The 25,975-nt window shown below is 71.0% G+C and carries 23 protein-coding genes; 9 read left to right on the forward strand and 14 right to left on the reverse strand.

What is annotated here, in order from left to right; all coding sequences use genetic code 11:
- Window positions 1–42: 42 nt before the first annotated feature.
- Together SMIR_RS09560 and SMIR_RS09565 are read right to left on the reverse strand one after the other, a co-directional pair.
- Window positions 43–246, reverse strand: coding sequence for a hypothetical protein (locus SMIR_RS09560; RefSeq protein ID WP_028802434.1), 204 nt, complete (start codon window positions 244–246; stop codon window positions 43–45).
- Window positions 247–627: 381 nt separating this feature from the next.
- Window positions 628–909, reverse strand: a complete 282-nt coding sequence (locus SMIR_RS09565) for an acylphosphatase (RefSeq protein WP_168495931.1) — start codon at window positions 907–909, stop codon at window positions 628–630.
- A gap of 140 nt (window positions 910–1,049) precedes the next feature.
- On the opposite strand from SMIR_RS09565, the gene SMIR_RS09570 reads away from it, so the two are divergent.
- Window positions 1,050–2,039 carry a CAP domain-containing protein gene (locus tag SMIR_RS09570; protein WP_168495929.1) on the forward strand — a complete coding sequence of 330 codons (990 nt, stop codon included), beginning with the start codon at window positions 1,050–1,052 and terminating at the stop codon, window positions 2,037–2,039.
- Window positions 2,040–2,195: 156 nt separating this feature from the next.
- Here the strand turns inward: SMIR_RS09570 and SMIR_RS09575 are convergent, their stop codons facing one another.
- Window positions 2,196–2,804 (reverse strand): flavodoxin family protein, encoded by a 609-nt coding sequence (locus tag SMIR_RS09575; protein WP_168495927.1) that lies wholly within the window; start codon window positions 2,802–2,804, stop codon window positions 2,196–2,198.
- Between the two features lie 101 nt (window positions 2,805–2,905).
- On the opposite strand from SMIR_RS09575, the gene SMIR_RS09580 reads away from it, so the two are divergent.
- Window positions 2,906–3,313 (forward strand): winged helix-turn-helix transcriptional regulator, encoded by a 408-nt coding sequence (locus SMIR_RS09580; RefSeq protein WP_168495925.1) that lies wholly within the window; start codon window positions 2,906–2,908, stop codon window positions 3,311–3,313.
- A 31-nt stretch (window positions 3,314–3,344) separates the two neighbouring features.
- On the opposite strand, the gene mutM is transcribed toward SMIR_RS09580, so the two are convergent.
- From mutM to recG, 8 genes are all read right to left on the reverse strand, one after another.
- The gene (gene mutM, locus SMIR_RS09585; protein WP_168495923.1) at window positions 3,345–4,229 is read right to left on the reverse strand and encodes a bifunctional DNA-formamidopyrimidine glycosylase/DNA-(apurinic or apyrimidinic site) lyase; all 885 of its coding nucleotides are present in this window, start codon (window positions 4,227–4,229) and stop codon (window positions 3,345–3,347) included.
- 167 nt (window positions 4,230–4,396) lie between these two features.
- A complete protein-coding gene (rnc, locus tag SMIR_RS09590) occupies window positions 4,397–5,254 on the reverse strand; it encodes a ribonuclease III (RefSeq protein ID WP_168495921.1) in 858 nt (285 codons plus the stop codon).
- A 19-nt stretch (window positions 5,255–5,273) separates the two neighbouring features.
- Window positions 5,274–5,447 (reverse strand): 50S ribosomal protein L32, encoded by a 174-nt coding sequence (gene rpmF / locus SMIR_RS09595; protein WP_006139588.1) that lies wholly within the window; start codon window positions 5,445–5,447, stop codon window positions 5,274–5,276.
- A gap of 2 nt (window positions 5,448–5,449) precedes the next feature.
- Window positions 5,450–6,097 carry a YceD family protein gene (locus tag SMIR_RS09600; protein WP_168501317.1) on the reverse strand — a complete coding sequence of 216 codons (648 nt, stop codon included), beginning with the start codon at window positions 6,095–6,097 and terminating at the stop codon, window positions 5,450–5,452.
- A gap of 177 nt (window positions 6,098–6,274) precedes the next feature.
- A complete protein-coding gene (locus SMIR_RS09605; RefSeq protein WP_168495919.1) occupies window positions 6,275–7,348 on the reverse strand; it encodes a F0F1 ATP synthase subunit B in 1,074 nt (357 codons plus the stop codon).
- Window positions 7,349–7,447: 99 nt separating this feature from the next.
- On the reverse strand, window positions 7,448–7,927 hold the full coding sequence (coaD, locus tag SMIR_RS09610; RefSeq protein ID WP_180362364.1) for a pantetheine-phosphate adenylyltransferase: 480 nt from the start codon (window positions 7,925–7,927) through the stop codon (window positions 7,448–7,450).
- Between the two features lie 26 nt (window positions 7,928–7,953).
- Window positions 7,954–8,541 carry a 16S rRNA (guanine(966)-N(2))-methyltransferase RsmD gene (gene rsmD, locus SMIR_RS09615; RefSeq protein WP_168495915.1) on the reverse strand — a complete coding sequence of 196 codons (588 nt, stop codon included), beginning with the start codon at window positions 8,539–8,541 and terminating at the stop codon, window positions 7,954–7,956.
- A gap of 39 nt (window positions 8,542–8,580) precedes the next feature.
- Entirely contained in the window at window positions 8,581–10,803 is a 2,223-nt protein-coding gene (gene recG / locus SMIR_RS09620; protein WP_168495913.1) for an ATP-dependent DNA helicase RecG, read from the reverse strand.
- Window positions 10,804–10,969: 166 nt separating this feature from the next.
- Between recG and SMIR_RS09625 the strand changes: the two genes are divergently transcribed.
- Together SMIR_RS09625 and SMIR_RS09630 are read left to right on the forward strand one after the other, a co-directional pair.
- Entirely contained in the window at window positions 10,970–12,808 is a 1,839-nt protein-coding gene (locus SMIR_RS09625; RefSeq protein ID WP_168495911.1) for an HSP90 family protein, read from the forward strand.
- Window positions 12,805–15,897 carry a tetratricopeptide repeat protein gene (locus tag SMIR_RS09630; protein ID WP_249938408.1) on the forward strand — a complete coding sequence of 1,031 codons (3,093 nt, stop codon included), beginning with the start codon at window positions 12,805–12,807 and terminating at the stop codon, window positions 15,895–15,897. The genes SMIR_RS09625 and SMIR_RS09630 overlap by 4 nt, the downstream gene beginning before the upstream one ends.
- Window positions 15,898–15,949: 52 nt before the next feature.
- Here SMIR_RS09630 and fakA read toward each other — a convergent pair whose 3' ends face one another.
- Entirely contained in the window at window positions 15,950–17,761 is a 1,812-nt protein-coding gene (fakA, locus tag SMIR_RS09635; protein WP_168495909.1) for a fatty acid kinase ATP-binding subunit FakA, read from the reverse strand.
- A 259-nt stretch (window positions 17,762–18,020) separates the two neighbouring features.
- On the opposite strand from fakA, the gene rpmB reads away from it, so the two are divergent.
- The 3 genes from rpmB to SMIR_RS09650 all read left to right on the forward strand — a co-directional run bounded on the left by rpmB (window position 18,021) and on the right by SMIR_RS09650 (window position 22,816).
- Window positions 18,021–18,206, forward strand: a complete 186-nt coding sequence (gene rpmB, locus SMIR_RS09640; RefSeq protein ID WP_003993230.1) for a 50S ribosomal protein L28 — start codon at window positions 18,021–18,023, stop codon at window positions 18,204–18,206.
- Between the two features lie 205 nt (window positions 18,207–18,411).
- Window positions 18,412–21,489, forward strand: coding sequence for an AfsR/SARP family transcriptional regulator (locus tag SMIR_RS09645; RefSeq protein ID WP_168495907.1), 3,078 nt, complete (start codon window positions 18,412–18,414; stop codon window positions 21,487–21,489).
- A gap of 82 nt (window positions 21,490–21,571) precedes the next feature.
- Window positions 21,572–22,816, forward strand: coding sequence for an FAD-dependent monooxygenase (locus tag SMIR_RS09650; protein ID WP_168495905.1), 1,245 nt, complete (start codon window positions 21,572–21,574; stop codon window positions 22,814–22,816).
- Between the two features lie 12 nt (window positions 22,817–22,828).
- Here SMIR_RS09650 and SMIR_RS09655 read toward each other — a convergent pair whose 3' ends face one another.
- Window positions 22,829–23,794: a thiamine-phosphate kinase gene (locus SMIR_RS09655; RefSeq protein WP_054235392.1), complete on the reverse strand. Its 966-nt coding sequence runs from the start codon at window positions 23,792–23,794 to the stop codon at window positions 22,829–22,831.
- A 206-nt stretch (window positions 23,795–24,000) separates the two neighbouring features.
- Between SMIR_RS09655 and SMIR_RS09660 the strand changes: the two genes are divergently transcribed.
- Window positions 24,001–24,234, forward strand: a complete 234-nt coding sequence (locus tag SMIR_RS09660; RefSeq protein WP_028802415.1) for an Lrp/AsnC family transcriptional regulator — start codon at window positions 24,001–24,003, stop codon at window positions 24,232–24,234.
- A 20-nt stretch (window positions 24,235–24,254) separates the two neighbouring features.
- Entirely contained in the window at window positions 24,255–24,749 is a 495-nt protein-coding gene (locus SMIR_RS09665; RefSeq protein WP_168495903.1) for a DUF3515 domain-containing protein, read from the forward strand.
- 57 nt (window positions 24,750–24,806) lie between these two features.
- On the opposite strand, the gene SMIR_RS09670 is transcribed toward SMIR_RS09665, so the two are convergent.
- The gene (locus tag SMIR_RS09670; RefSeq protein ID WP_168495901.1) at window positions 24,807–25,964 is read right to left on the reverse strand and encodes a D-alanine--D-alanine ligase family protein; all 1,158 of its coding nucleotides are present in this window, start codon (window positions 25,962–25,964) and stop codon (window positions 24,807–24,809) included.
- Window positions 25,965–25,975 lie beyond the last annotated feature (11 nt).

Consider the following 25,975-nt stretch of genomic DNA (forward strand, 5'->3'; position numbering starts at 1 on the left):
CACGGGCAGCCCAACCACTGCTGTCGTAGTGCGGTGCAGTGGTCAGGTGAGCGCAGGCTCCGCCTGGGGTACGTCGATGCTCTCGAGAAGCGAGTCGTGAGAAGCGGCAGCCGCGAGCGCGTCGTTCTCGGCCTGAATCCGTACGAGCTCGGATTCGAGGTCCTGTACACGCTGCTGGAGCCGTCGCATCTCGGCGATGAGTCGCGGGTCGGAACCGCCGACGTAACCGAGAAGCGCCTTTGCCATGATGGATGGTCCTCCACACTGAGTGACCGACCGAAGCGGTGTGGGTCGTGAGGGAATCGCACCCGCGATGCTTGACACTTACTAAATTTTTGCTGCGGTTCCACATGCCAAACAGCTAAGGTGCGCGGGGCTTTCAGCGTCTCACCAAAAAGTTTGACGGTCAACACGATCACGCCCCGTATTGGCGGGCAACCCACTGTCGCGCGGCCCTTCGGACGGCTGCGCTGCGACTCCTGCGGGGCCCGGGGGCGTGGAGATCATCCTTCTCTGCGGAGCCTGCCACGCCGAGCCGTTCTTGGCAACCACCAGGTCATTTCTGCTTCTGGCAGGTGCCGGTGGCATGCCATACCGCTTCCGCCAGGGGTGTTGCGCACGTCGCCGTCACCGGATCGCGAAGCCGTCGTAGATCCCCCGGGGCGTGTCCCAGATCTCAGTGACTCCGTCCACACGCCCGGGTGTGTCGTCCCCCTGGAGCCAGTCGAGCAGACCCTGGCATCCGGCCTGGGTTCCTTCCGCGACCACCTGGACCCGTCCGTCGTCCAAATTGAGAGCAAAGCCACTCAGCCCGCCGATCTCCAGCGCCTTGGCCCGCGTGAACCAGCGGAAACCCACACCTTGGACACGTCCGCGCACCCAGACGACCAGCCGTACAACCTCGTTCATGGGTGCACGCTAACCGGACAAAGTCTCTCGCAGCACTTCCTCCCCTCCCGCCATGCGGTACCGTCCCGACCCAATGAGTCTCATATGAAACTCACTCTTTCGAGTGAGGGACGCTGACCAGGAACGAGGAAGGCCAGGAGATGGGACGCCACGGACGCTCCGCCGCCGGTCGCGCCGCCACGGGCCGCACCACCGGGGTCACGGAGAACCACGGACCCGTTACGGAAAGTTACGGCCCGGAGAACCTGTACGGCTACGCCGCCGTCGCCGACCTCCCGCCGACCGCCGCCGCCCGCTCGCACCGCAAGCGGAAGACCGCGACGCCGGTACGCACGGGTCTGCTCGGCGTCTCCGCGGCCGTGGCACTGGGCACCGTGGCCGTCGCCTCCGGCGTGCTGCCCGGTACCGAGAACTACTCGCTCGGTGGTGGCAGCAACAACTCCGACAACGTGCAGGCAGTGGGGTCCCCGTCCAGCCAGGAGACCCAGCAGGGCGGTACGTCGGGCAGCGCGAGCGCGGACGGCCGCGAAGGCACGTCGACGAGCCGTGACGCCGACCGCACCGCGTCGCCCTCGGCATCCGCATCGGCCGCCCCTTCGACCTCGCCGGCCGCGCCGACGACGGCGCCCTCCCAGGAGCCCACCACCACCAAGCCGGGCAAGTCCGCCCACGCGAAGAAGCCCGCGACTCCGCCCGGCCAGGCCTCGAAGACGAAGGTGCCCACGACCACCGCCCCGGTCGACGTCTCCGCCCAAACTGCGGCCGAGACCGAGGTGCTCAAGCTGGTCAACGACGAGCGGGCCAAGGTCGGCTGCAGTCCGGTGGCGGCGAACAGCGCCCTGTCCGACCTCGCCCAGGCCTTCAGCGAGGACATGGCCACGCGCGACTTCTTCGACCACACCGACCCGAGCGGGCTCAGCCCCTGGGACCGGGCGGCCAAGGCCGGGATCACCAGCCTCGGCGGCGAGAACATAGCCCGCGGCCAGGCCGACGCCGCCGCCGTCATGGACGCCTGGATGAACAGCCCCGGCCACCGCGCCAACATCCTGAACTGCGACTTCAAGACCCTGGGCGTGGGTGTGCACCTCGGCACCGGCGGCCCCTGGTGGACGCAGGACTTCGGCTACTAGCCGACGACCCACCCCCCACTACAAGACGAAGCCGCGCCCCTCGCTGAACGATGGGGCGCGGCATTGTCGTGCGGGTGCGTAAACGATTGCGTAAACGCTTACGCAAACCTTTGCGCGGCCCCGCACAAGCGTTTACGCAAACGATTGCGCAAGCGTTTACGCAGCCGCCTCGGCCACCGCCGCGCGCCCCAGCGCGAACACCCGCGCCGCCTCCGTGACCCGGCGCCCGAGGTGTTCCGCCGTGGCGATGTCGGCCTTGTGAACCGTCTCCGGACCCTCGTCGACATTGGTCTGGGCGGCGGCGCCGGCGAAGACGCCGAGCCGGTTGAGGTCGTGTTCGGAGGCCGAGGAGCTGTTCCAGCCCGGGTGCAGACCGAGGTTGACCCAGTTCATGCCGTGCTGGGCGGCCAGGATCTGGAAGAACTGCAGGGTGTGCAGCTTGTCGCCGCTCTTGGAGCCGGAGTTGGTGAAACCGGCGGCCAGCTTGTCGTGCCAGTCCTGTCCGAACCAGCGCTTCGAGGACGCCTCGGCGAAGACGTGGAAGGCGCCGGAAGCGGTGCCCATATAGGTGGGCGAGCCGAACACGATCGCGTCCGAGGCGTCGAGCAGTTCCCACTGGGCGTCGGTGATCGAGTCGACGCTGATCAGGTGCACCTGGGCACCTGCCTCGACGGCACCGGAGCGAACGGCCTCGGCGAGGACGGCGGTGTGGCCGTAGCCGGAGTGGTAGGCGATGGAAACGACAGGGGTACTCGGGGTACTCACGATGGGGACTCCTCCAGGTGGTGACAACGAACCAAAGGAAAGCACTAACTTCTAGTTAGCGCAACTCTCTGGTTAGCGCTGCGCCGGAGTATGGTGAGCCCATGAAACCCAGCGTGCAGACCGCCGAGCGCGGTGAGTGTCAGGACCTCCCGTACGACGTGTTCGCACGCAGCTGCCCGTCCCGGGGCACGTTGGAGCACGTCACCGGACGCTGGGGATCGCTCACGCTCGGAGCGCTGCACGAGGGAACGTTCCGCTTCAACGAGCTGCGGCGCAGAGTCGACGGCGTCAGCGAGAAGATGCTCTCCCAGACACTGCACGCGCTGGAGCGTGACGGCTTGGTGCACCGCGAGGCGCAGCCCACGAACCCCCCGCGCGTCGACTACACCCTCACCCCGCTCGGTCGCGAGGTCTCCGAGCGCCTGCTGACCCTCATCCACTTCGTCGAGGGCCGCATGGACGATGTCCTGGCGGCTCGCGAGCGCTACGACGAGACCCGCGAGAGCTGATCCGGGCCTGCGGCCACGACAGGCCGAGCGGCTACGGCGTGACGCGCGGCGGACGCTGGCAGCGCGGGCAGAAGTAGCTGGACCGGTTCATCCAGGCGCGCCGCCGCATCGGTGTCCCGCACCGGCGGCAGGGCTCGCCCTCGCGGCCGTACGCGTCGAGCGAGCGGTCGAAGTAGCCGGACTCGCCGTTGACGTTGACGTACAGGCTGTCGAAGCTGGTGCCGCCGACGGCGAGGGCCTCGTTCATGACGTCGCGGATGTGGCCGAGGAGTTCGGCGGTGCGCGGCCGGGTGAAGCCGGCCACGGGACGTTCGTAGTGCAGTTTGGCGCGCCAGAGCGCCTCGTCCGCGTAGATGTTGCCGACCCCGCTGATCAGCGACTGGTCGAGCAGGGCGCGTTTGATCGTCGTACGCCGGGCGCGCAGGGCCGTGTGGAACGCGGCGTCGTCGAAGAGGGGGTCCAGCGGGTCGCGGGCGATGTGCGCGATGACGTCCGGCAGGCCGTCCGGGGTGTTCTCGTGGAGGGAGAGCCCGCCGAAGGTGCGCTGGTCGACGAAGCGCAGCTCGGTGCCCTCCGCCCCGGCGGGGGCGGGCGTCCGGGTGTCGTCGAAGCGGATGCGGATGCGCAGGTGCTTCTCGTCCGGGGCGTCCTCCGGCTGCACCAGGAGCTGGCCGCTCATGCCGAGGTGCGCGAGGACGGAGAACGGGGAGTCTTCGAGGGGCAGCCAGAGGTATTTGCCGCGGCGCATGGCCGGTCCTACGCGGTGGTCCGCGAGCGCCTTCGCGAACCCCTCGGGTCCGGCGAGATGCCGCCGTACGGCGCGCGGGTGCCGTACTTCGACCGAGGCCACGGTCCGCCCGCTGACCCACCGCGCCAGGCCGCGCCGCACGACTTCGACCTCGGGCAACTCGGGCACGGGACTCCTCCGTAGGGGCGGGCACGGGAACGACGCCCGAAGGTTACCTCGTGCTCGCGTCACCCGGACGGGGGTCCGGGACACACGGACACAAGACGCATCGGGCCCCTGTCGCGGCGCGTGCGCTGCGACAGGGGCCCGATGCTTACGAAGGTGCTACGAAGGAATCAGGCCGTGGCCGAGTCGCTCGTCGGAGCCGAGGGGGTGTCGGCGGTCCCCTCGGCGACCTTGGCAGCCTGCTCGGCGGCCTGGGCCGCTTCCTCGGCGGCCTGGGCCGACTTCGCTCGTTCGTCCGCGGCGGCGCGGATGGCACGCCACGCGGACTCCGCGGCCTGCTGCTCCGCTTCCTTCTTGCTGCGGCCGGTGCCGGTGCCGTACGAGACGCCTCCGACGCGGGCGGCAGCAGTAAAGGTCTTCTCGTGGTCCGGGCCGGTCTCCGAGACCAGGTACTCGGGAACGCCGAGCCCCTCGGTCGCGGTGAGTTCCTGGAGACTGGTCTTCCAGTCCAGGCCTGCGCCCAGATTCGAGGACTTCTCGATCAGTGGGTCGAAGAGCCGGTGGACGAGTTCGCCCGCCGCGTCCAGACCCTGGTCGAGATAGACCGCGCCGATCACCGCTTCAAGGGTGTCGGCGAGGATGGATGCCTTGTCCCGGCCTCCCGTGCCTTCCTCGCCCCGGCCGAGCCGGATGAAGGAGCCGAGTTCGAGGCCGCGGCCCACTTCCGCCAGCGCACGCGAGTTGACCACCGCGGCCCGCAACTTGGCCAGCTGGCCTTCGGGCAGGTCGGGGTGGGTGCGATACAGCGTGTCCGTGACCACGAGGCCGAGCACGGAGTCCCCGAGGAACTCCAGACGCTCGTTGGTCGGCAGACCGCCGTTCTCGTACGCGTAGGAACGGTGGGTCAGCGCACGCACCAGAAGGGCGGACTCGAGCTTGTACCCGAGCCGCCCTTCCAGAAGCGTGTGGGACGAGGCTGTGTTGTCCGCCTTTTTCTTGGCGTTTGAGTCCGCCTTGGCGTCAGACATCAGACCTCTCACCAGCCGCTCAGACCTCGAGGACCTGGCGCTTGTTGTAAGTGCCACAAGCCGGGCACGCGATGTGCTGCAGCTTGGGCTCGTGGCAGCGCTCGCACGCAACCAGGGTGGGGACCGCAGCCTTCCACTGCGACCGGCGGTGGCGCGTGTTGCTGCGCGACATCTTCCGCTTCGGAACAGCCACGGCTACTTCTCCTGCTTCTCGTCGACGTGCGCTGATGGAAGCGCGCCGCCGCTCAACTCGTCCTTCTCGCCGTCTCCGGATGAACCAGCGAGTCCCTGCAGTGCCGCCCAACGGATGTCGACGGCGTCGTGGTGGTGGTCCGGGTCGTCCGCGAGCCGGACTCCGCATTCGGAGCACAGGCCCAGGCAGTCGTCCTGGCACACCGGCTGCATCGGCAGTGCGAGCACCACCGCATCACGCAGCACGGGTTCGAGGTCGAACAGTCCGTCCTCGATGAAGAGCCTGTCCTCGTCTTCCTCGGCGTCGTCGGCCGGCTCCGCTTTGACACGGCCCCGGTCGTCGGCGTCAGGGTACGAGAACATCTCCTGGAAGTCCGCTGCGAGCTCCAGCTCGAGCGGCTCCAGACACCTTACGCACTCCCCCTCGGCCCGTGCACGGGCGGTGCCTGTGACAAGCACACCTTCCATGACCGACTCGAGCCGGAGCTCGAGCTCCATCGGGGCGCCTTCCGGCACTCCGATGACTCCCTGGATCCCGAGATCCTTGGGGGCGTCGATCGTGCGGGTCAAGCGCTGCAGCGCACCAGGACGCCGCCCCAGCTCGTGTGTGTCGAACACGAGAGGGTTGCGGTGGTCAAGGTGGGTGTTCAGAGCCGTTCCTGCTTTCGATCTTCGAAACTCGAGGGGTCGCCGCCCCTGATGTTCCCGGGCAGCAGTGATCGCGGACGTACACGCGACCGAAGAACCAGGATACTGGACCTTTCCCTCTCGGCCCAATCCGGTGCCCAGCCGGTACCCGGACAATGTCCGTCCGGTGTCCGTTCGGGGTCAGCGACCCTGTTCGTACGCCCGCAGCTGCTCGGCGCTGATCATGGTGGTGTCGAAGAGGCTGGTCTCGTCCAGGGCGTTCGCCATCGGGTCCAGCGCCCCCGGCTGCTGCTGCGGATAGGCCTGCTGCCCGCTCTGGTCGTACGCCGCCTGCTGGTCGTAGCCCTGCTGCTGCGGGTAGGCGGCGTACGGGTCGGCCTGCTGGTAGCCGTACGCGTCCTGCTGGGCGTACTGCTGCTGATAGCCGTAGGGGTCGGGCTGCTGCTGGTACGCGTAGGCGTCCTGCTGCTGTCCGTAGTTCGGCTGGGCCGGCACCTCGGGGGTCTGCACGGGCCGCTCGGGGGTCTGCGAGAGCTCGGCGAGGCCGGCCAGGTAGTCGGAGTCGCTGGTGTGATGGCCGGGCGTCCCGTCCTCCGCGAAGGTGCCCAGCTCGCCCAGGTCGTCACTGGCGATGCGGCCGTGCAGCTTCTGGCGACCCTTGCCGACGGCCTCCAGGGTCTTGGCGAGGACCGCCTCGAAGGCGCCGAGCTTGACGTCCACGTACACGTCGGCGTCCCGGCGCAGGGTCTCCGGGTCGTGGCTGCGCTCGGGAGCGTCCTCGTCCTCGTAGCCCTGCTCGTCGGTGCCGGGGCCGGTGCCGAGGAGCTTCTCGCGGCCGCGGCCGACGGAGCCGAGGGTCTTGGTGAGGACGACCTCGAAGTTAGCGAGCTTGGAGTCGACGTAGTCGTCGGCCTCCGCGCGGATCTCCTCGGCCTCCTGGCGGGCCTCGGCGAGGATGCGGTCCGCCTCGTTCTGGGAGCGGCGGGCGACCTCGGTGTCGGAGATCAGGGAGCCGCGCTGGGCGTGCGCCGACTCGATGATCCGCTCGGCCTCCTGGCGGGCCTGCTCGACCATCTGCTCGCGGCCGCCGATCAGCTCCTCGGCCTGCGCGAGGGAGCCGGGCAGCGCCTGGCGCACCTCTTCGAGCATCGAGAGGAGCTCGGCGCGGTTGACCACGCACGAGGCCGACATGGGCATGGAACGGGCGCTGCCGACCGCCGCGACGATCTCATCGAGCTTCTTCTGCACGTCCACCGTGTGCTCGCCACTCTCTACAGCTGTGATGGAGACGGACGGGTCGACTGTACGACCACTCCCACCCCGCCCGACACCTGGTGACGCACTGTCAGGGGCTCAGCTCTTTCCGAGCCGCCCCTTGAGCGCCTCCAGGACGACCTCCGGCACCAGGTGGGAGATGTCGCCGCCCCACTGGGCGACCTCCTTCACGAGCGAGGAGGAGAGGAAGCTGTAGGTGGGGCTGGTCGGGATGAACAGCGTCTCGACGCCCGAGAGGCCGTTGTTCATCTGGGCCATCTGGAGTTCGTAGTCGAAGTCGCTGACCGCGCGCAGGCCCTTCACGATGGCGGGGATGTCGCGCTGCTTGCAGAAGTCGACGAGGAGGCCGTGGTACGCCTCGACCTGGACGTTGCCGAACTCTGCGGTGACCTCACGGATCAGCTCGATCCGCTCGTCGACGGTGAACAGGCCCTGCTTCGACTGATTGATCATCACCACGACGTGCACGACGTCGTAGAGCCTGGAAGCGCGGGCGATGATGTCGAGGTGTCCATTGGTGATGGGGTCGAATGACCCCGGACAGACGGCGCGGCGCAACTGTGATCCCTCGCTCTCCGGTCCGGTCATCGTGCGTCTTCGCACGTAGAGGCGGCGCGACCGTACCAAAACGTCCCCTCGCCGTAACGACGGGCCCGGATCGCGTCGAAACCGTCCGGCCAGCCGAATTCGCCGCCTCTGGTGCTGCGCTCCACGGTGACGAGCGCTTCGTCCGCGAGCCAGCCCTGCGTCCGGAGTGTGAGCAGAATCTCGCGAAGATCGTCGTCGGAGACGGCGTACGGCGGGTCGAGGAAGACCAGGTCGTACGGATCCGTAGGCGCCGATCCCTGGACGATCTGCTCCGCTTTGCCCGATCTGACCTCGGCGCCGGGCAGGCCCAGCGTTTTCACGTTCTCGCGGATGATCCGGGCCGCGCGGGCGTCGGCCTCGACGAGGAGGGCGTGCCCGGCGCCGCGGCTGAGCGCCTCCAGGCCGACGGCGCCCGAGCCCGCGTACAGGTCGAGGACGCGCTCGCCCTCCAGCGGGCCGCCGAGCAGCGACTGCCAGGTGGAGAAGAGGCCCTCGCGCGCCCGGTCGGCGGTGGGGCGGGTGCCTGTGCCCGGCGGGACGGCCAGACGGCGTCCGCCGGCCCGGCCGGCGATCACGCGGGTCATGAGGGTCCTTTGCGCTGGAAGTGTGTCGGGGCCAGTCTCTCAGCCCTTGTCCAGGTACTGCTCGCGCTCCTCGTCGAGGAGCGCCTCCAGGGCCGTGCGCAGGCCGGGGAGGGCGGTGAGCTCGGGGTCGGCGGCGACGACCGCGGCGGCCTCCTCGCGGGCCTCGGCGATGATCTCCTCGTCCTCGATGACGGCGAGCATGCGCAGCGAGGAGCGGACGCCGGACTGGGCCTGGCCGAGCACGTCGCCCTCACGGCGCTGTTCGAGGTCGATGCGGGAGAGCTCGAAGCCGTCGAGCGTGGACGCCACCGCCGTCAGTCGCTGGCGGGCCGGGCTCGCCTCCGGCATCTCGGTGACCAGGAGGCACAGTCCGGCGGCGGAACCACGGCCGACGCGGCCGCGCAGCTGGTGGAGCTGGGACACGCCGAACCGGTCGGCATCCATGATCACCATGGCCGTGGCGTTCGGCACGTTCACCCCGACCTCGATCACCGTCGTGGCGACCAGGACGTCCGTCTCGCCCGCGGCGAAACGACGCATCACGGCGTCCTTGTCGTCGGGCTGCATACGGCCGTGCAGGACCTCGACCTTGAGTCCTTGGAGGGGTCCCTTGGCGAGCTGGTCGGCGACGTCGAGGACGGCGAGGGGCGGGCGCTTCTCGGCCTCGTCCTCGGGGGACTTCTTCTTGGCCTTCTTCGGGTCGGCAGGTTCATCGATGTCGTCGCCGATGCGCGGGCAGACCACGTACGCCTGATGGCCGTTCTCCACTTCTTCGCGCACGCGCTCCCACGCGCGCGTGAGGAAGTGCGGCTTGTCGGCGGCGGGGACGACATGGCTGGCGATCGGCGAACGCCCGGCGGGGAGCTGGTCGAGGACCGAGGTCTCCAGGTCGCCGAAGACGGTCATCGCGACCGTGCGTGGAATGGGCGTGGCGGTCATCACCAGGAGGTGCGGCGGCTGCTTGCCCTTGCCGCGCAGGGCGTCGCGCTGCTCGACACCGAAGCGGTGCTGCTCGTCCACCACGACCAGGCCCAGGTCGTGGAACTGCACCTTGTCCTCGATCAGCGCGTGGGTGCCGATCACGATCCCGGCCTCACCGGTGACCAGGTCGAGCAGCGCCTGCCGCCGCCCCGCCGCCCCCATGGACCCGGTGAGCAGCACGACCTTGGTGGAGTGCTCGGACCCGCCGAGCATGCCGCCCTCGGCCAGCTCGCCCATCATCTCGGTGATCGACCGGTGGTGCTGCTGGGCGAGCACCTCGGTCGGCGCGAGCATCGCGGCCTGCCCGCCCGCGTCGACGACGGCGAGCATGGCGCGCAGGGCGACCATCGTCTTCCCGGAACCGACTTCCCCCTGCAGCAGCCGGTGCATCGGGTGCTCGGTGGCGAGGTCGTCGAAGATCTCCTTGGAGACCTTCTGCTGGCCCTCGGTGAGAGTGAAGGGCAGCTTGGCGTCGAAGGCGGTCAGCAGCCCGTCCGGCTTGGGGAGACGGGCCATGGCGGGGAGTTGGGCGTCGGCGTGGCGGCGGCGGGCCAGGGCGACCTGGAGGACGAAGGCCTCGTCCCACTTGAGACGGGCTCGGGCGTCATGGATGTCCGCCTTGGTGTGCGGGCGGTGGATCTTCAGGAGGGCCTCGGGGAGGGAGACCAGGCCACGACCGTCCCGGAGGGAGTCCGGCAGCGGGTCGACGGCCTCCTGGGCGCTGAGCAGCACCGTCTGCACGGACTTGGCGATCTTCCAGGACTCCAGCTTGGCGGTGGCCGGGTAGATCGGAATGAGCGCGCCCGCCCAGGAGTCGACGGTCTCGGCGGCGTCGTCGCTGTCGGCGCGCAGCGGCTCGTACGCCGGATGGGCCAGCTGGAGGCGGTGGTTGAAGACGGAGACCTTGCCAGAGAACATCGCGCGGGTGCCGGGCAGCAGGTCCTTGTGGGGTTTGTGCACGCCGTTGCCGAAGAAGACCAGCTGGAGGCGGCCGCTGCCGTCGGTGATGGTCACTTCGAGGCGCTGGCCCTTGCCGCGGGGCGCCTTGGCGGAGGCGAAGGTGAGCAGGCGCGCGTCGGCGACCTGGGCGACCACCGTGACGTGCTCGTCCATGGGCAGGTCGGCGAGGTGGGTGAGCTGCCCGCGCTCCTCGTATCTGCGCGGGTAGTGGTGCAGCAGGTCGCCGACGGTGTGCAGGCCGAGGTGCTCGGCCATCACCTTCGCGGTGGGGGGACCGAGTACCTTCTTCAGTGGTTCATCGAGCGCGGGCACGAGATCCATTGCACACCACACCACTGACATTGCCGTATACGTCCCGGAAATCCGCTGGTCAGACGGCTCGTTCCGGGCCTAGGATGACGCGCTCCGGCCCTCTTCGCGGTCACCGTCCCCCGGGACCGCCCGACCCCGCGCCGTCGCACGTCCCCCCACCCTCGGCGCAGCGACGATGGACTCCCAGACCTCACAGTCATCACAGGCATCCCAGTCACCTCACACCTTCCAGGTCGACCTGCGTGGTCTGGTGGACCTGCTCTCCCATCACCTCTACTCCAGTCCCAAGGTCTACCTGCGCGAACTGCTGCAGAACGCCGTGGACGCGATCACCGCCCGACGGGCGGAGCAGCCGGACGCCCCGGCCGCCGTGCGCCTGTACGCCGAGGGCGGCACGCTGCGTGTGGAGGACTCCGGCATCGGGCTCACCGAATCCGACGTCCACAGCCTCCTCGCGACGATCGGCCGCAGTTCCAAGCGGGAGGACGGCCTGCAGGCGGCGCGCTCCGACTTCCTGGGGCAGTTCGGCATCGGGCTGCTGGCCTGTTTCGTGGTCGCCGAACGCATCCGCGTCGTCAGCCGCAGCGCGCGTACGCCCGAGGCGGCGCCCGTGGAGTGGACGGCGACCGACGACGGCTCGTACACCGTGCGCACGCTGCCGCACGAGGCCCGTCCTGAACCGGGCACCACCGTGCACCTGGTGGCGCGCGCCGGAGCCGGCGAATGGCTCACCGAGGAGCGGGTCCGCTCCCTGGCCCGGGACTTCGGCTCGCTGCTGCCGTACGACGTACGCGTCGGCGACGAGGCGATCGCGGACCTTCCGGCGCCCTGGGACCGCACCCATCCGAGCCCCGCCACCCGCAGGGTGGCCCTGGCCCGCCACTGCCACGACCTGTTCGGCTTCACACCACTGGACACGATCGACCTGAACGTGCCGCTCGCCGGAGTCCGCGGCGTGGCGTACGTCCTGCCGTCCGCGGTCAGCCCCGCTCAGCGCGCGAGCCATCGGGTGCACCTGAAGGGCATGCTGCTCACCGAGCGGGCCGAACAACTGTTGCCCGACTGGGCGTTCTTCGTGCGCTGCGTCCTGGACACGGACAGTCTGCGGCCCACCGCCTCGCGCGAGTCGCTGTACGAGGACGAGACCCTGGCGGCCGTACGCGAGGCCCTGGGCGAGCGCATCCGGTCGTGGCTGACGGGGCTCGCGGCGGGCGACCCGGAGCGTCTGGCGGCCTTCCTGTCGGTGCACCACCTGGGCGTGAAGTCCCTGGCGCGGCACGACAACGAGATGCTGCGCACGATGCTGCCGTGGCTGCCCTTCGAGACGACCGACGGACGGCTGTCCCTGGAGGAGTTCGCGCTGCGTCACCCGGTGGTGCACTTCACGCGGACCGTGGAGGAGTACCGGCAGGTCGCGCCCATCGCCTCCGCGCAGGGCATCGGCGTGATCAACGGCGGCTACACGTACGACACCGAGCTGGTGGAGGCGCTGCCGTCGGTGCGTCCGGGGACGGTCGTCTCGGAACTGGACGCCGACACCGTGACGGCGCACCTGGACGCCGTCGACCCGGCCGAGGAGCTGGCCCTCTCGGGCTTCCTGATGGCGGCCCGGGCCAAGCTCGACCCCTTGGGCTGCGACGTGGTGCTGCGCGCCTTCCACCCGCTCTCCGTGCCCGCCCTGCACCTGGACGACCGGGCGGCCCGCCACGAGCAGGCCCGCGCGGAGGCCGAGGAGCAGGCCGACGACCTGTGGGCGGGCATTCTCGGCTCGCTGCGCGGCAGCGCGCCCCGCGCCCGCCTGGTCCTCAACCACCTCAACCCACTGATCCGAAGGATCAGTTCACTGCGCGACCCGGAGCTGATGGGCACCGCCACGGAGTCCCTCTACGGACAGGCCCTCCTCATGGCGCAGCGCCCCCTGCGGCCCGCCGACTCCGCGCTCCTCAACCGCGCGTTCATCGGCCTCCTGGAGTGGGCCACCCACACCGAGCCCGGGAAGGACGACCTCCGATGAGCCAGGCCATGGGCATGGACTTCGACACCCTGCGCCAGGCGATGGCGGACAACCAGGAGCAGCCGGAGGGTCCCGCCCGCAACGCGCGCGCGGAGCAACTGCTCGTCGAGGCCGAGAAACTGAACATCCCGCTCGCCGTGATCGAGGCGCTCGGACACCAGCTGAAGGTCTACAACTACAGCTCCGAGAAGGACAAGATGTTCGTCCCCTTCGCGCGCCTGCTGCGCATGTGGGACGAGCGCCCCGAGGACTTCGACGAGTACGAGACCCACTCCCTGCACTGGGTCTTCAAGTGGATGTCGGCCGGCATGCTCGACCAGCCGCACATCCCGCTCGCCTCCATAGAGAAGTGGCTCGGCGAGATGGAGCACCGCTACCGGCTGGCCGGGCACTCCGAACGGGCCGTGCGCGGGGCCGAGTTCAGCGTCGCCGCGCACCTGGGCGACCTGGATCGCGCCGAGCGGGCGTACACCGCGTGGCTGGCCGCCGACCGGGACACCATGGCCGACTGCCACGCGTGCGAACTCCACAGCCAGGGGTGGTGGCGGGCGGAGCGCGACGCCGACGAGGAGGCGCTGGAACTGTGGCGCCCGGTCCTGGAGGGCGAGTACACCTGCGCCCACGAGCCGCACACCGTCCTGGCGTCCTCCCTGGTCCCCCTGCTGCGTCTGGGCCGCCTGGACGAGGCCCGTGCCCACCACCTGCGGGGCTTCCGGCTGGTTCGCCCCATGGAGAGCATGCGCGGCGCGTACGCGGACCACGTGGAGTTCTGCGCGCTCTCCGGCAACGAGGCGCGCGCCCTGGAGCTGCTCGCGGAGCGCCCCGCCTACTTCACCGACTCCGGGGACCCGCGCAGCAAGCTCGACTTCATGGCAGTGACGGCTCTCCTCATGGACCGCCTGACCGGGCTCGGTCTCGGCGATCAGCCGGTGCCGGGACCGGCCGGCCGGGAGTGGACCGCGAGCGGGCTCGCTGCCCACGCGCGCGGGCAGGCCCTTTCGCTGGCTGCGCTCTTCGACGCGCGTAACGGCACGTTGTACGTCAGTGAGCGGGCTCGTGGGCGGATGGATCAGCGGCCGTTGGTCGAGCGGTTGCCGCTGGGAGTGCGGTCCCGGTCCGCGCGACACTTGTCGCCTTCGGGCTCCGCTACAGGTTCGAGTTCCGCTTCGGCTTCGGCTTCGGCTTCGGCTTCGGCTTCGGCTTCGGCCCGATCGTCTGCCGCCTTCGTGGAGTCGGATGCCGGCTCGGACCCGTCCTCGCTCTCGGCGCTGCTCGCCGAGGCCCGGCGGCTGTCCGCGACCCGGAGCCCGGACGCCGTCGACGCCTGGGCGGCGGTCTCACGGGCCGCCGAGGGCCGGGAGCTGGACGTCCGCGACCGTGCGGAGATCGCCGACCACGCAGCGATGGAACGCGGTCCCGAGGGCATCGAACTCTTCCACGAGGCGGCCGGGCTCTACGCCGAGGCGGGCGACCCCGGCGAGGCGCTCGCGGCCCGTGCCCGTGCCGCGTACGTCCTCGCCCTCACCGGCGGACCCGAGGAGGCGCTCGCGACCGTCTCGGAGCTGTACGAGGGGGTGCTCGCCCTCCTCGCGGACGGCGGGACGGGGGTCTCCCAGGTGGCGTCCGTGCTGGTGGGGCGGGCGCGGATATTGATGCAGTTGGTGCAGGAGGGCGCGGACGAGGACGAGCCGGGGGCGACGGCATCCGGGACGGCCGGCTCCGGGACCGCCGATTCCGGGACCGCCGGGGACGAGGTCGTGGGCGCCGCCGAGGCGGCCGTGCGGGAGCTGCTGGCGCTGGCCGGGCCGCACATCTCGGACGTGCGGATGGCCTCGCGGGCCGCGGAGGCGCGGGCGATGCTCGGGGAGCTCGCGGCGCACGCCGGGGACGCCGAGGCCGCCGCGGAACTGCTCGGGCAGGCCTCGGAGGCGTTCGTGGCGGCCGGGTTGCCGTGGTTCGCCGTCGAGTACGAGTCCCGGCTCGCCGGGATCGCCCGGCACCTGGGCGACACGGAGGGGGCCGAGCGGGCCGCGCGCGCGGCGCTGGAGCACGGAGGGCCTCGCCTGGAGCCGATGGGGCACGCGCAGCTGCACCTGCAGCTCGCCGAGGTCCTGGGCGCCACCGGGCAGTTCGGGCCCGCATCGGAACACGCCCTGGAGGCCGCGCACTGGGCCGACGAGGCGGGCCAGGGGCCCACCCTCGGCGCCTGGGCCCGGCACCAGCTCGGCGGGTTCCTGCTCCGTCAGGAGCGGTGGGCCGAGGCCGCGGAGATCCTGGAGTCGGCGCTGCCCGACCTGACCACCGAGATGCACGGCGACGGTGCGATCGTGCAGACGCGGTGGTGGCTCGGCGACTGTCTCACCGAGCTCGGCGAACACCGTGCGGCGGCCGAGCACTGGTTGCGGGCCGCGGACATCGCCCGGCACTGGCCCGAGCAGCGTGACCACGCGATGCTCGCCCATCTCGCCGCCGAGGCGCTCGGCCACGCCGAACTGCCCGCGCAGGCCGAGCAGGCGTACGCGCGCGCCGGTGACCTGTGGCGTGCCGTCGGCAACGTCCACGGTCTGATCCGGTCGCTGCGGGCCCGGGCGTGGGTCGCGTTGCGTACGGACTCGGGGCCGGACGGGGCGCGGGAGTCGATGGCGGCGGCGGTGCGGGAGTGCGAGGACGGGCTTCTGGCGATGTCGTCCTCCGTCGGGGCCGAGGCTGTGGTGGGCTCCGATGCCGTGGAGGACTCCGATGCCGTGGAGGCCCGTCATCGCCTTGTCGCCGAACTCGGTCACACACATCGGCAGTTCGGTGACCTCGTCGCCCGTTCCGTTCCGGACGACGCGCGGGAGGCTCTGGCCCACTACACGCGGGCCATCTCCGTCTTCGCGTCCCTCGGCGACGACGCCCTCGACGCGCGCACCGGGGCCGAGCTCGCGGCGGGGTGGCTGGAGGCCGATCTGCTCCGGCCCGCGGCGGCGGCCGCACGCGCGCGTGCGGTGCTTTCCGCGTACGCGGGTGTGGACGGGGAGGCCGCGGAGGCACGTCGGGCCGAGGCAGAGAACATGCTGGGCGTGATGGAGCAGCAGCGGGACCAGTGACGGGCCGGGGCCGAAGAACACACCCGGGGTCCTGAGGCGGCGCCCCAGGCGGCTACTCCACCCCGATCAGCAGCAACGCACCCTGTCGCCCGCCCCGGTACGCCACCGTGTCCACGGCCAAGTACGACTCCCGGACCCGTGCTTCGAGATGGGCGGCGATGGAGCCGGGAGCCTCGTCGCCCAGGACGAGGGTGACCATCTCCCCGCCGGCGGCGAGCATGCGGTCGAGGACGGTTTCGGCGGTGGCGGTGATGTCGGAGCCGATCACGGCGACATCGCCGTCGATGAGCCCGAGGACGTCGCCGGCCTGGCAGATGCCGGCCATGGTCCAGGACTGACGCTCGGCGACGGCGACCTCGGCGTAACGCGTGGCGCCCGCCGCCGAGGTCATGGCGACGACGTCCTCGTCGAAGCGACGTTCGGGCTCGTGGACGGCGAGCGCGGCGATGCCCTGGACCGCGGAGCGGGTCGGGATCAGCGCGACCCGGATGCCCTCCGTACGAGCCTGCTCGGCGGCGGCCGCCGCGGTGTGGCGCAGATCGGCGTCGTTGGGCAGCAACACCACCTCGCGCGCGTGGGCCCGGCGTACGGCCTCGACGAGTTCCCCGCTCGCGGGCGGTTCCCCGGGCCGCGCGAGCACGGTGGTCGCCCCGGCCTCGGCGTACAGCCCGGCCAGCCCTTCGCCGGGCACGACCGCCACCACGGCCCGCTGCGCCCGCTCCCGGGGCGGCCTCCCGGCCGCGCCCGCCGTGTGGGCGTCGCCGAGCCCGAAGTGCGTGATCCTGATCCGGTACGGCCGCCCGGCCTCGACCCCCGCCTCCACGGCGGCACCGGCGTCGTCCGCGTGCACATGGACGTTCCACAGCCCGTCCCCGCCGACCACGACGAGCGAGTTGCCGAGGCGGTCGAGCCGGGCCCGCAACCGCGCCACGTCCGCGTCCTCGGCCTCCAGCAGATAGGTCACCTCGAAGGCCGGGTTGTCTTCCCCGGGCCGGTCGTCCACGCACACGCCGTTCACATCCACACGGTCCACGCCGTCCACACGGTCCACGCCACTCACTCCGTCCATGCCATTCACGCGCGTATGGACTTCGCCCGCCACCCGTCCGGCGCCCGGGGACTCCCCCGTGAACGTCTCCGCCAGTGCCGCCAGCACCGCCAGCAGCCCCCGCCCACCCGCGTCGACCACACCGGCGCGCTCCAGCACGGCCAGCTGACCGGGGGTCGCCATGAGGGCCGCCCGCGCTCCCTCGTACGCCGCGCACGCGACCGTGGCGCAGTCGCCCTCCGTACCGGTGGCCGCCTCGGCGGCGGCCGCGGCGACCGTGAGGACCGTGCCCTCCACGGGGTGCGCCACGGCCTCGCGTGCGGAGTCGGCGGCCTGTCGCAGGGCCAGCCGAAGGCCCTGTCCGTCGGTGTGAGCGGTCTCACCCTCGGACTCACCGGCGGTCTCGCTCCCGGCCTCACCATCGGCGGCGAGTACCTGCGCCATGCCGCGCAGCAGCTGCGCGAGGATCGTCCCGGAGTTCCCGCGGGCCCCGATCAGCGCCCCGTGCGCCATCGCCCGCACGGCGTCGGCGAGAGTAGGCAGACCGATCCCCGTGACCCCCGTGGAAACGGCTCCAGTGGGAGCGGACCCCGTGGGACCGGCCCCCGTCACCGTCTCGTAGCCCGCGAAAACCGCCTCCACCGCCGCTGCCGCGGACTCCACCGTCAGATACAGGTTCGTCCCGGTGTCCCCGTCCGCGACCGGGAAGACATTGATGGCGTCGATCTCCTCGCGGGCCCGCCCCAGCGCCTCCAGCGCGAGGCCGCACCAGGTGCGCACCGCGAGAGCATCCAATGTCTGCGGCACCTGCGGCACCTGCGCCTCCTTGAGCTTCTGGACGTGGCACGCAGCGTAGACCCAGGACGGGTTACTGACGGTAGGGGGCCCCAAGGAGGGCTGGGATGAGCCCCGGGGCAGCCATGGTAGTTTCGTTCTCCGGACGCAGTCGTTGTATGCTGCTCCAGTTGCCCGATTCGATCGGGTCTTCCCCCTGGCACCGCCACTCAGATCCTAGATCTCGATTCCGGCATGCCGGGATCAACCGTAAGAGCATCTGAAGTCTTTGGAGTGACCCGTGGCTGCCAACTGCGACGTCTGCGGCAAGGGGCCGGGCTTCGGCAACAACATCTCGCACTCGCACCGCCGTACGTCCCGTCGCTGGAACCCCAACATCCAGCGCGTCCGTACCGTGGTGGGCGGGACGCCGAAGCGCGTGAACGCTTGCACCTCGTGCATCAAGGCCGGCAAGGTCTCGCGCTGACGCAACTCCCCCAAGCTCTCGACTCCGCTCGAGCAGGGGGAACCCCCATGCGCGCGGCCACTGCTGGTTCGCTTAAGAACCGGTCCACCTCACGGTGGGCCGGTTTTTTGTTGTCTTCATTGCTTCCTTCCGCTGTGCCGTATCGGGCGTGGGGTGTCCCACGCGCGCGTAGCCCCCGTCTTCCGGACCTGCCAGAATCTGCCGAATGCGCTTCGGCATCCTGGGCCCCCTCGAGATCCGCACCACGGACGGCAGCCCCCTGGACCCCGGCGGCCCCCGCCCCCGCGCGCTGCTCACCCTGCTCCTCCTGGATGCGGGCCGGACCGTCTCCGTGGAGCGGCTGACCGACGGCCTGTACGGCACCGAGCCGCCGGCCGGGGCCGCCAACGCCCTCCAGTCCCAGGTTTCCCGGCTGCGCAGGCGGCTCGGCCCCGACACCGGGATCGAGGCCGACCCCACCGGCTACCGCATCGCCGTCTCCCCCGACGCCGTCGACGCCCACCGCTTCGAGCGGCTCTCCCGCGAGGGAGCCTCGGCCCTCGCCCAGGGCGACCACTCCCGAGCCGCGGCCTTGCTCCGGGAGGCGCTCACCCTGTGGCGCGGCCCGGCCCTGGCCGACCTCCCGGGCGCGCACGCCCAGGTGACCCGCCTCGAAGAACTGAGGCTCACCGCCGTACAGGACCGTGTCGACGCGGACCTCGCGCTCGGCGGCGGCCCCGCACTCGTCCCGGAGCTGCGCGAACGGCTCGGCGCGCATCCCTTGAGCGAGCGGCTGTACGGACAGCTGATGCGGGCCCTGCACGCGAGCGGCCGGGCCGCCGAGGCGCTGACGGTGTACGAGGAGGCGCGGCGCACCCTCGCCGAGGAACTGGGCGTCGACCCCTCGCCCGACCTGTCCGCCCTCCACCTGGAACTGCTCCAGGGCGTGGGCCCCGCCCACCGGCGGCTCCCCGCCCAGCTGACCCGCTTCATCGGGCGCGACGGCGAACTCGCGCGCATCGGCGCTCTGCTCACCCAGGAGCGCCTGGTCACACTCACCGGGCCGGGCGGAGCGGGCAAGACCCGCCTGGCGATCGAGCTCGCCCATGCGAACGCGGACGCGCGCGTCGACGCAAACGCTCGCGTAAACGATTGCGCAAACGCTTACGCACACGTTTGCCTCGTCGAGCTCGCCCCTCTCACCGACCCCTCCCAGCTCCCCTACGCCCTGCTCACCGCCCTCGGTCTGCGCGAAGGTTTCCGCACCCCCGCGGGGGACACCACCGACCGCCTCCTCGCCGCTCTGGAGGACAGCGAGCTGCTGCTCGTCCTGGACAACTGCGAGCATCTGGTCGAGGACGTGGCACGGATCACCGGGCTGCTCCTCGGCGCCTGCCCGGGTGTGCGGATCCTCGCCACGAGCCGTGAGTCGCTGGGGATCACCGGTGAGGTGCTGTGCCCGGTACCACCGCTGTCGGCGGAGCCGGCCGCGCGACTGTTCCTGGACCGGGCGGCCGCCGTGCGCCCCGGTTTCGCGGGGCACGCGCGTGTGCCGGACATCTGCGCCGCCCTGGACGGGCTGCCGCTGGCGATCGAGCTGGCGGCGGCGCGACTGCGGACGCTGACCCCGGACGAACTGGCCGACCGCCTCACCGAGCACGTCGAGGACGACCGCTTCCGGCTGCTGTCCCGGGGTGACCGCACCAAGGCACCCCGGCACCGCACCCTTCGTGCCGTCGTGGAGTGGAGCTGGGAGCTGCTGGACGAGGAGGAGCGGGAGCTGGCGCGACGGCTGACCGTGTTCTCCGGGGGCGCGACGGTCGAGGCGGTCGACGCCGTGTGCGGGACGCCCTTTCCGGAGGATCTGCTGGCCTCGCTGGCCGAGAAATCGTTCCTGGAGGTCACCGAGGGGCGCTACCGGATGCTGCAGACCATCCGCGCGTTCGGCGCCGAGCACCTCGTCCGCGCGGGCGAGCAGCACCGGCTGCGGGACGCCCACGCCGCGTACTTCCTGCGGTTGGCCGAACGGGCGGAGCCGCTTCTGCGCGGCGGTGGCCAGTTGCCCTGGCTGGACCGGCTGACCGCCGAGCACGGAAACCTGGACGCGGCCTTGCGTCATCTCGTGCGCGCCGACCGGGAGAAGGCCCTGCGGCTGATGGCCGGGCTCTCCTGGTTCTGGCGGTTGCGCGGTCTCTACGGAGAGCAGGCGTCCTCGGCCAGGGAGCTGCTCGCGGCCGTGGGCGCCGAGCCGCCGTCGGGTCTCGCGGAGGAGTACGTCCTGTGCGTGATCAACGCGCTCTCGGGTGAGAGCGACGATCCGGCCGACCAGCAGCGCCTGGCCCGCGTGGAGGACGTGCTGGCCGGGCTGAGCGGACCCCTGCGGCTGCCCTTCACCGTGGTGCTGTGGTCGGTGGTGGGCGGACCGCGGCCCGACGCGAACGACCGGGTGCGGGTGCAGGTCGGGAGCGACGCGTGGGGGCGGGCTCTTCTTGATGTCGGCCTCGGCTTCCAGGAGCAGTTCGCCGGGCGTCCGGCGGCGTCCGAGGAGTCGTTCGCACGGTCTCTGGCGGGTTTTCGCGCGACCGGGGACCGCTGGGGCATGGCGAACTGCCTCGACCCGCTGGGCATGTTCGCCGACTGGCGCGGGGAACACCGGCGCGCTCTCGAACTGCTCGACGAAGGGCTCTCGTACGTCCGGGAGTTGGCCGCCCCCGAGGAGACCTCGGACCTCCTGCGCAACCGTGCGACCGTGCTGCTGCACCAGGGGGAACTGGCCGAGGCGAGGGAGCACTTCAGGCAGGCCCTGACGCTGGCCCGCACCGTGGGCCTCACCGACAAGGTGGCGGGCGCCCTGCGGGGCCTGGGCGACGCCGCTCGTCTCGCGGGAGACACCGGCCACGCGCGTGTGCACTACGAAAGCGCCCTGGAAGCCTGCGCCGCCAACTGGTTCAGCATCGGAGAGACCGTGCGCATCCTCATCGGTCTGGGCCGATCCGCGGCCGCGGAGGGGCGCCTCGACGAGGCGCGTGAGTGGGCCCGCCAGGCGGCCGACCTCGCCGTCGAGAGTCCCGGAGTACTGGAACTCGCCGAGTCCGCGGAGGCGTTGGCGGTCCTCGCCGAATCGCCCGAGCGCGCCGCCGTCCTGCTGGGCGCCGCCGTCGGCCTGCGCGGGGCGGCGCTGCGGGGCGATCCCGAAGCCGTACGCAATGAGCGGGACATCCGCGAAAAGCTGTCCCCCGAAGCGTACGAAAGGGCCTTTGAGCAGGGGCGAGTGCTCGGGGCGGCGGCACTCGCCGCCGACTAGGACGGCGGCTCCGACCGGCGGCCGGGCACACGGTCAGCGAACGGTAGGAGCACGGTCAGCGCCTCCCGCCAAGCTCCTGCCCATGACAACGAACACGACACAGAACACGACACAGAACACGGCGGAGAACCCGGCGCGGAAGCTCGCCCACCTCCACGTCCTCGTCTCCGGCGCCAGCGTCGCGGGTCCGGCCGTCGCCCTCAACCTGATCCGGTACGGCGCCCACGTCACCGTCGTCGAGAAGGCACCCGACCTGCGGCCCGGCGGATTCGCGGTCGACTTCCGGGGGCACGTCCACCGGACCGTCCTGACCGCCATGGGCCTCTGGGACGAGATCCACGCCCATCAGACGCACATGGGCCGTCAGACCGTCGTCGACGCCGACGGCACCCCGCGCGTGGACCTGCCGGCCGAGATGATGAGCGGCGACGTGGAGATCTTCCGCGGTGAGCTGGCGCGGATCATGTACGAACGCACCAAGGACAAGGTGGATTACGTCTTCGGGGACTCGATCGCCACCCTCACCGAGACCCCGGAAGGCGTCGACGTGACCTTCGAGCGCGGCGCCCCGCGCCGCTTCGACCTCGTCGTGGGCGCCGACGGACTGCACTCCCTCACCCGTCGGCTCGTCTTCGGTGAGGAGTCCCGTCACCTGCGCTTCCTCGACCACTACGTGGCGGCCTTCGGCGTCCCCAACGACCTGGGGCTCGACCGCACCGGGCGGCTGTACTGCGAACCGGGGCGGGCGGTGGTCGTCGGCAACTACGACGGCGACCCGGACCGGGCGGGCGCGCTACTCGTCTTCCGGTCCGAGAAGCTGGAGTTCGACCGCCGTGACGTGGCCGCGCAGAAGCGGATCCTGGCGGAACGGTTCGCGGGGATGGGCTGGGAGACACCAGGAGTCCTCAAGGCCCTGGAGCGGGCCGACGACCTGTACTTCGACGCGATCGCCCAGATCCATGTCGACCGGCTCACCCAGGGGCGCGTGGTGCTGCTCGGGGACGCCGGGTACGGGGCCACGATGGGCGGCATGGGCACCGGAGTGGCGATCGTCGGGGCGTACGTCCTGGCCGGCGAGCTGGCCCTCGCGGGCGGAGACCACCGCACCGCCTTCGCCGAGTACGAGACCCGTGTCCGGGACTTCGCCAAGGGCTGCCAAAAGATCTCGGGCAACGCGGGGCCGTTCTTCGCGCCGCCGACCGAGCGGCGGATCCGCGGCCGGGACCGCACGTACCGGCTGCTCAGCTCCCGCCTCCTGGCGGGCTTCTTCAAGAAGCTCACCGAGAAGGCGGCCACCGGCATCAAACTCCGCGAATACCCCGCCTGACGGGGTGGGCGGCTACGACTCGATGTCCCCGAAGTGGTCCCAGCCGCCCTTGCTGGTCCAAGGCGCGCCGTCCACCGTGACCTGGGGCAGCGCCGAGGGGTTGAGGACCTCGCCGATCACCTTCCAGCGCGCGGGCAGCTTCACGTCCGGCGGGAAGGCCGCCACGATCGCGTGGTCCTCCCCGCCGGTCAGCACCCACTGGATGGGGTCGACGCCGACGGCCTGGCCGATGTCGTTCATCTGCGAGGGGATGTCGATCGCGCCCGAACGGATGTCGATGCGCACCTTGCTCGCCTCGGCGATGTGGCCCAGGTCGGCGATCAGCCCATCGCTCACGTCGCACATCGCCGTCGCGCCGAGCCCGGCGGCGGCGGGACCCGCGTGGTACGGCGGCTCGGGGCGGCGGTGGGCCTCTACGAAGGCGCGCGGTGAGCGGAAGCCGCGGGAGAGCACCGCGTGCCCGGCCGCGGACCAGCCCAGCCAGCCCGTCACGGCGATCACGTCACCGGGCTGCGCGCCGCCCCGGGTTACCGGCTCGTGGTTGCGCAGATCGCCGAGCGCGGTGATCGAGATCATGATGGTGTCACCGCGCACGACATCGCCGCCGACCACGGACGCGCCCGCGACCTGGCACTCGTCGCGCAGCCCGTCCATCATCTCGGAGGGCCAGGTGGCCGGGAGTTCGGCCGGGACGACCAGACCGAGCAGCAGCGCGGTCGGTACGGCGCCCATCGCGGCGATGTCCGCGAGGTTCTGCGCGGCCGCCTTGCGCCCGACGTCGTACGCCGTGGACCAGTCACGGCGGAAGTGCCGCCCCTCCAGGAGGATGTCGGTGCTCGCCACCACCCTGCGGTCGGGCGCGGCCACCACCGCGGCGTCGTCGCCCGGGCCGACCCGGACCGCCGGGGTGGTGGTGAGACGCGAGGTGAGCTCCTTGATGAGCCCGAACTCCCCCAACTCGCCCACGGTGCCCTTCATGATCGTACTGCTCCCTCTGCCGCTACCCGTGCCCGGTCGCGAGCCGTCTCTGTACTCGGTACGGTCGAGTTGACCGTCAACTTGTGCAGTCCGTGCACCCCGGCGCGCAAGCCCCAGCCACCGCGGGTCTCCCCGTGGCGAGCGGCGACGCGATACCGTGGCGTTCCTTTTCCCCACATGATCCTCGTGGCCGCCCTGGAGGTTCCGTGGTACAGGCGTACATCCTGATCCAGACGGAGGTCGGCAAAGCGTCGACCGTCGCCGAGACGATCAGCAAGATCCCGGGGGTGATCCAGGCCGAGGACGTGACAGGACCGTACGACGTGATCGTGCGCGCCCAGGCCGACACGGTCGACGAACTCGGCCGCATGGTGGTCGCGAAAGTCCAGCAAGTGGACGGCATCACCCGTACGCTGACCTGCCCGGTGGTGCACCTCTAGCCCCCGTCTACCCTTGGCCGGTGAACTTCTCCCGTCACCGGCACACCGCTCTCTTCGGGCTGCCCGTTCTCGCCCTGTTGATCGCCGCCACAGGCTGCTCCTCAGCAGACGACGGCGGATCGGCCGTGGTTCCCAGCCCGGGGGCGAAGGTCACCGGGCTGTGTCAGAACCTGGACAAGGTGCTGCCGAAGAAGATCGACGGCCTCGACCGGAACGATCCCGAGCCCCGGTCCGCGTTGACCGCGGGCTGGGGAAGCCCGGCGATCATACTGCGCTGCGGTGTCGAACGACCCGCGAAGATGAGCGACCAGAACGCGCTCAGCGGCGAGGTGAACGGCGTCGGCTGGCTCATGGAGAAGCAGGACGACGGGTCGTACCGCTTCACCACGAGCCTGCGGCGCGCGTACGTCGAGGTCAGCGTGCCCAAGAAGTGGGTCCAGCGGGACGGGTCGGACTCGCTCGTCGACCTGGCCTCGCCCATCAAGAAGGCGATCCCCGAAGGGATCGCCGACTGACGTACACACGTGCGCGCGGGGGCGTGTGCCCTGGAGCGGAGCCCCGGTGCCCCAGGTCTACCGAAGCCCCGTCGAGCGGCGCAACGCCGCCCGGATCAGGCGGTCCACCAGCTCCGGGTAGGCCACGCCGCTCGCCTCCCACATCTGCGGGTACATGGAGATGGGCGTGAAGCCCGGCATGGTGTTGATCTCGTTGATCACGAACTCGCCGTCCTCGGTGAGGAAGAAGTCCGCGCGCACCAGGCCCTCGCAGGAGGCGGCCTCGAACGCGTCGACCGCGAGCCGCTGGACCTCGGCGGTCTGCTCGGGGGTCAGCGGGGCGGGCACGAGGCCGGGCGTCGAGTCGATGTACTTCGCCTCGAAGTCGTAGTACGCGTGCGACTGCACGGGCGGGATCTCGGCCGGCACGCTGGCGCGCGGACCGTCCTCGAACTCCAGCACCCCGCACTCGATCTCGCGGCCGCGCAGCAACGCCTCCACGATGATCTTCGGGTCGTGGCGCTGGGCCTCCTCGATCGCCTCGTCGAGGCCTTCGAGGGAGTCGACCTTGGTGATGCCGATCGAGGAGCCCGCGCGCGCGGGCTTGATGAACAGCGGCCAGCCGTGCTCACCCGCGAAGTCGATGATCTTCTTGCGGGCTGCGGACTCGTCGCGCTCCCACTCACGGGGCCGGATCACCACGTACGGGCCGACGGGCAGCCCGAAGGAGGTGAACACCCGCTTCATGTACTCCTTGTCCTGGCCGACGGCCGAGGCGAGCACACCCGCACCGACGTACGGGACTCCGGAGAGCTCCAGGAGGCCCTGGAGGGTGCCGTCCTCGCCATAGGGGCCGTGCAGCATGGGGAAGACGACGTCGACCTCGCCCAGGGCCTTGGGGACCGATCCGGGCTCGCTGTAGACGACTTCGCGGTTGGCCGGGTCGACGGGGAGGATCACGCCGCCCTCGTTCGACTCGGCGAGCTGCTCCACGTCCGGCTGGCGCCGGTCGACGATGGCCATCCGGTCCGGTTCGTCGGCGGTGAGTGCCCAACGGCCGTCCCGGGTGATGCCGATCGGCAGGACGTCGTACTTCGTCCGGTCGATGGCGCGCAGGACGGCGCCGGCCGTGACCACGGAGATCCCGTGTTCGGAGCTGCGGCCGCCGAAGACGACGGCCACGCGCGGCTTGCGAGGCGGCTGCTCAGGGCTCTGGGGGAGGTTCTCGGTGCTCATATCGCGTTGAG

It is taken from the genome of Streptomyces mirabilis (genome assembly GCF_018310535.1).
GTDB lineage: Bacteria > Actinomycetota > Actinomycetes > Streptomycetales > Streptomycetaceae > Streptomyces.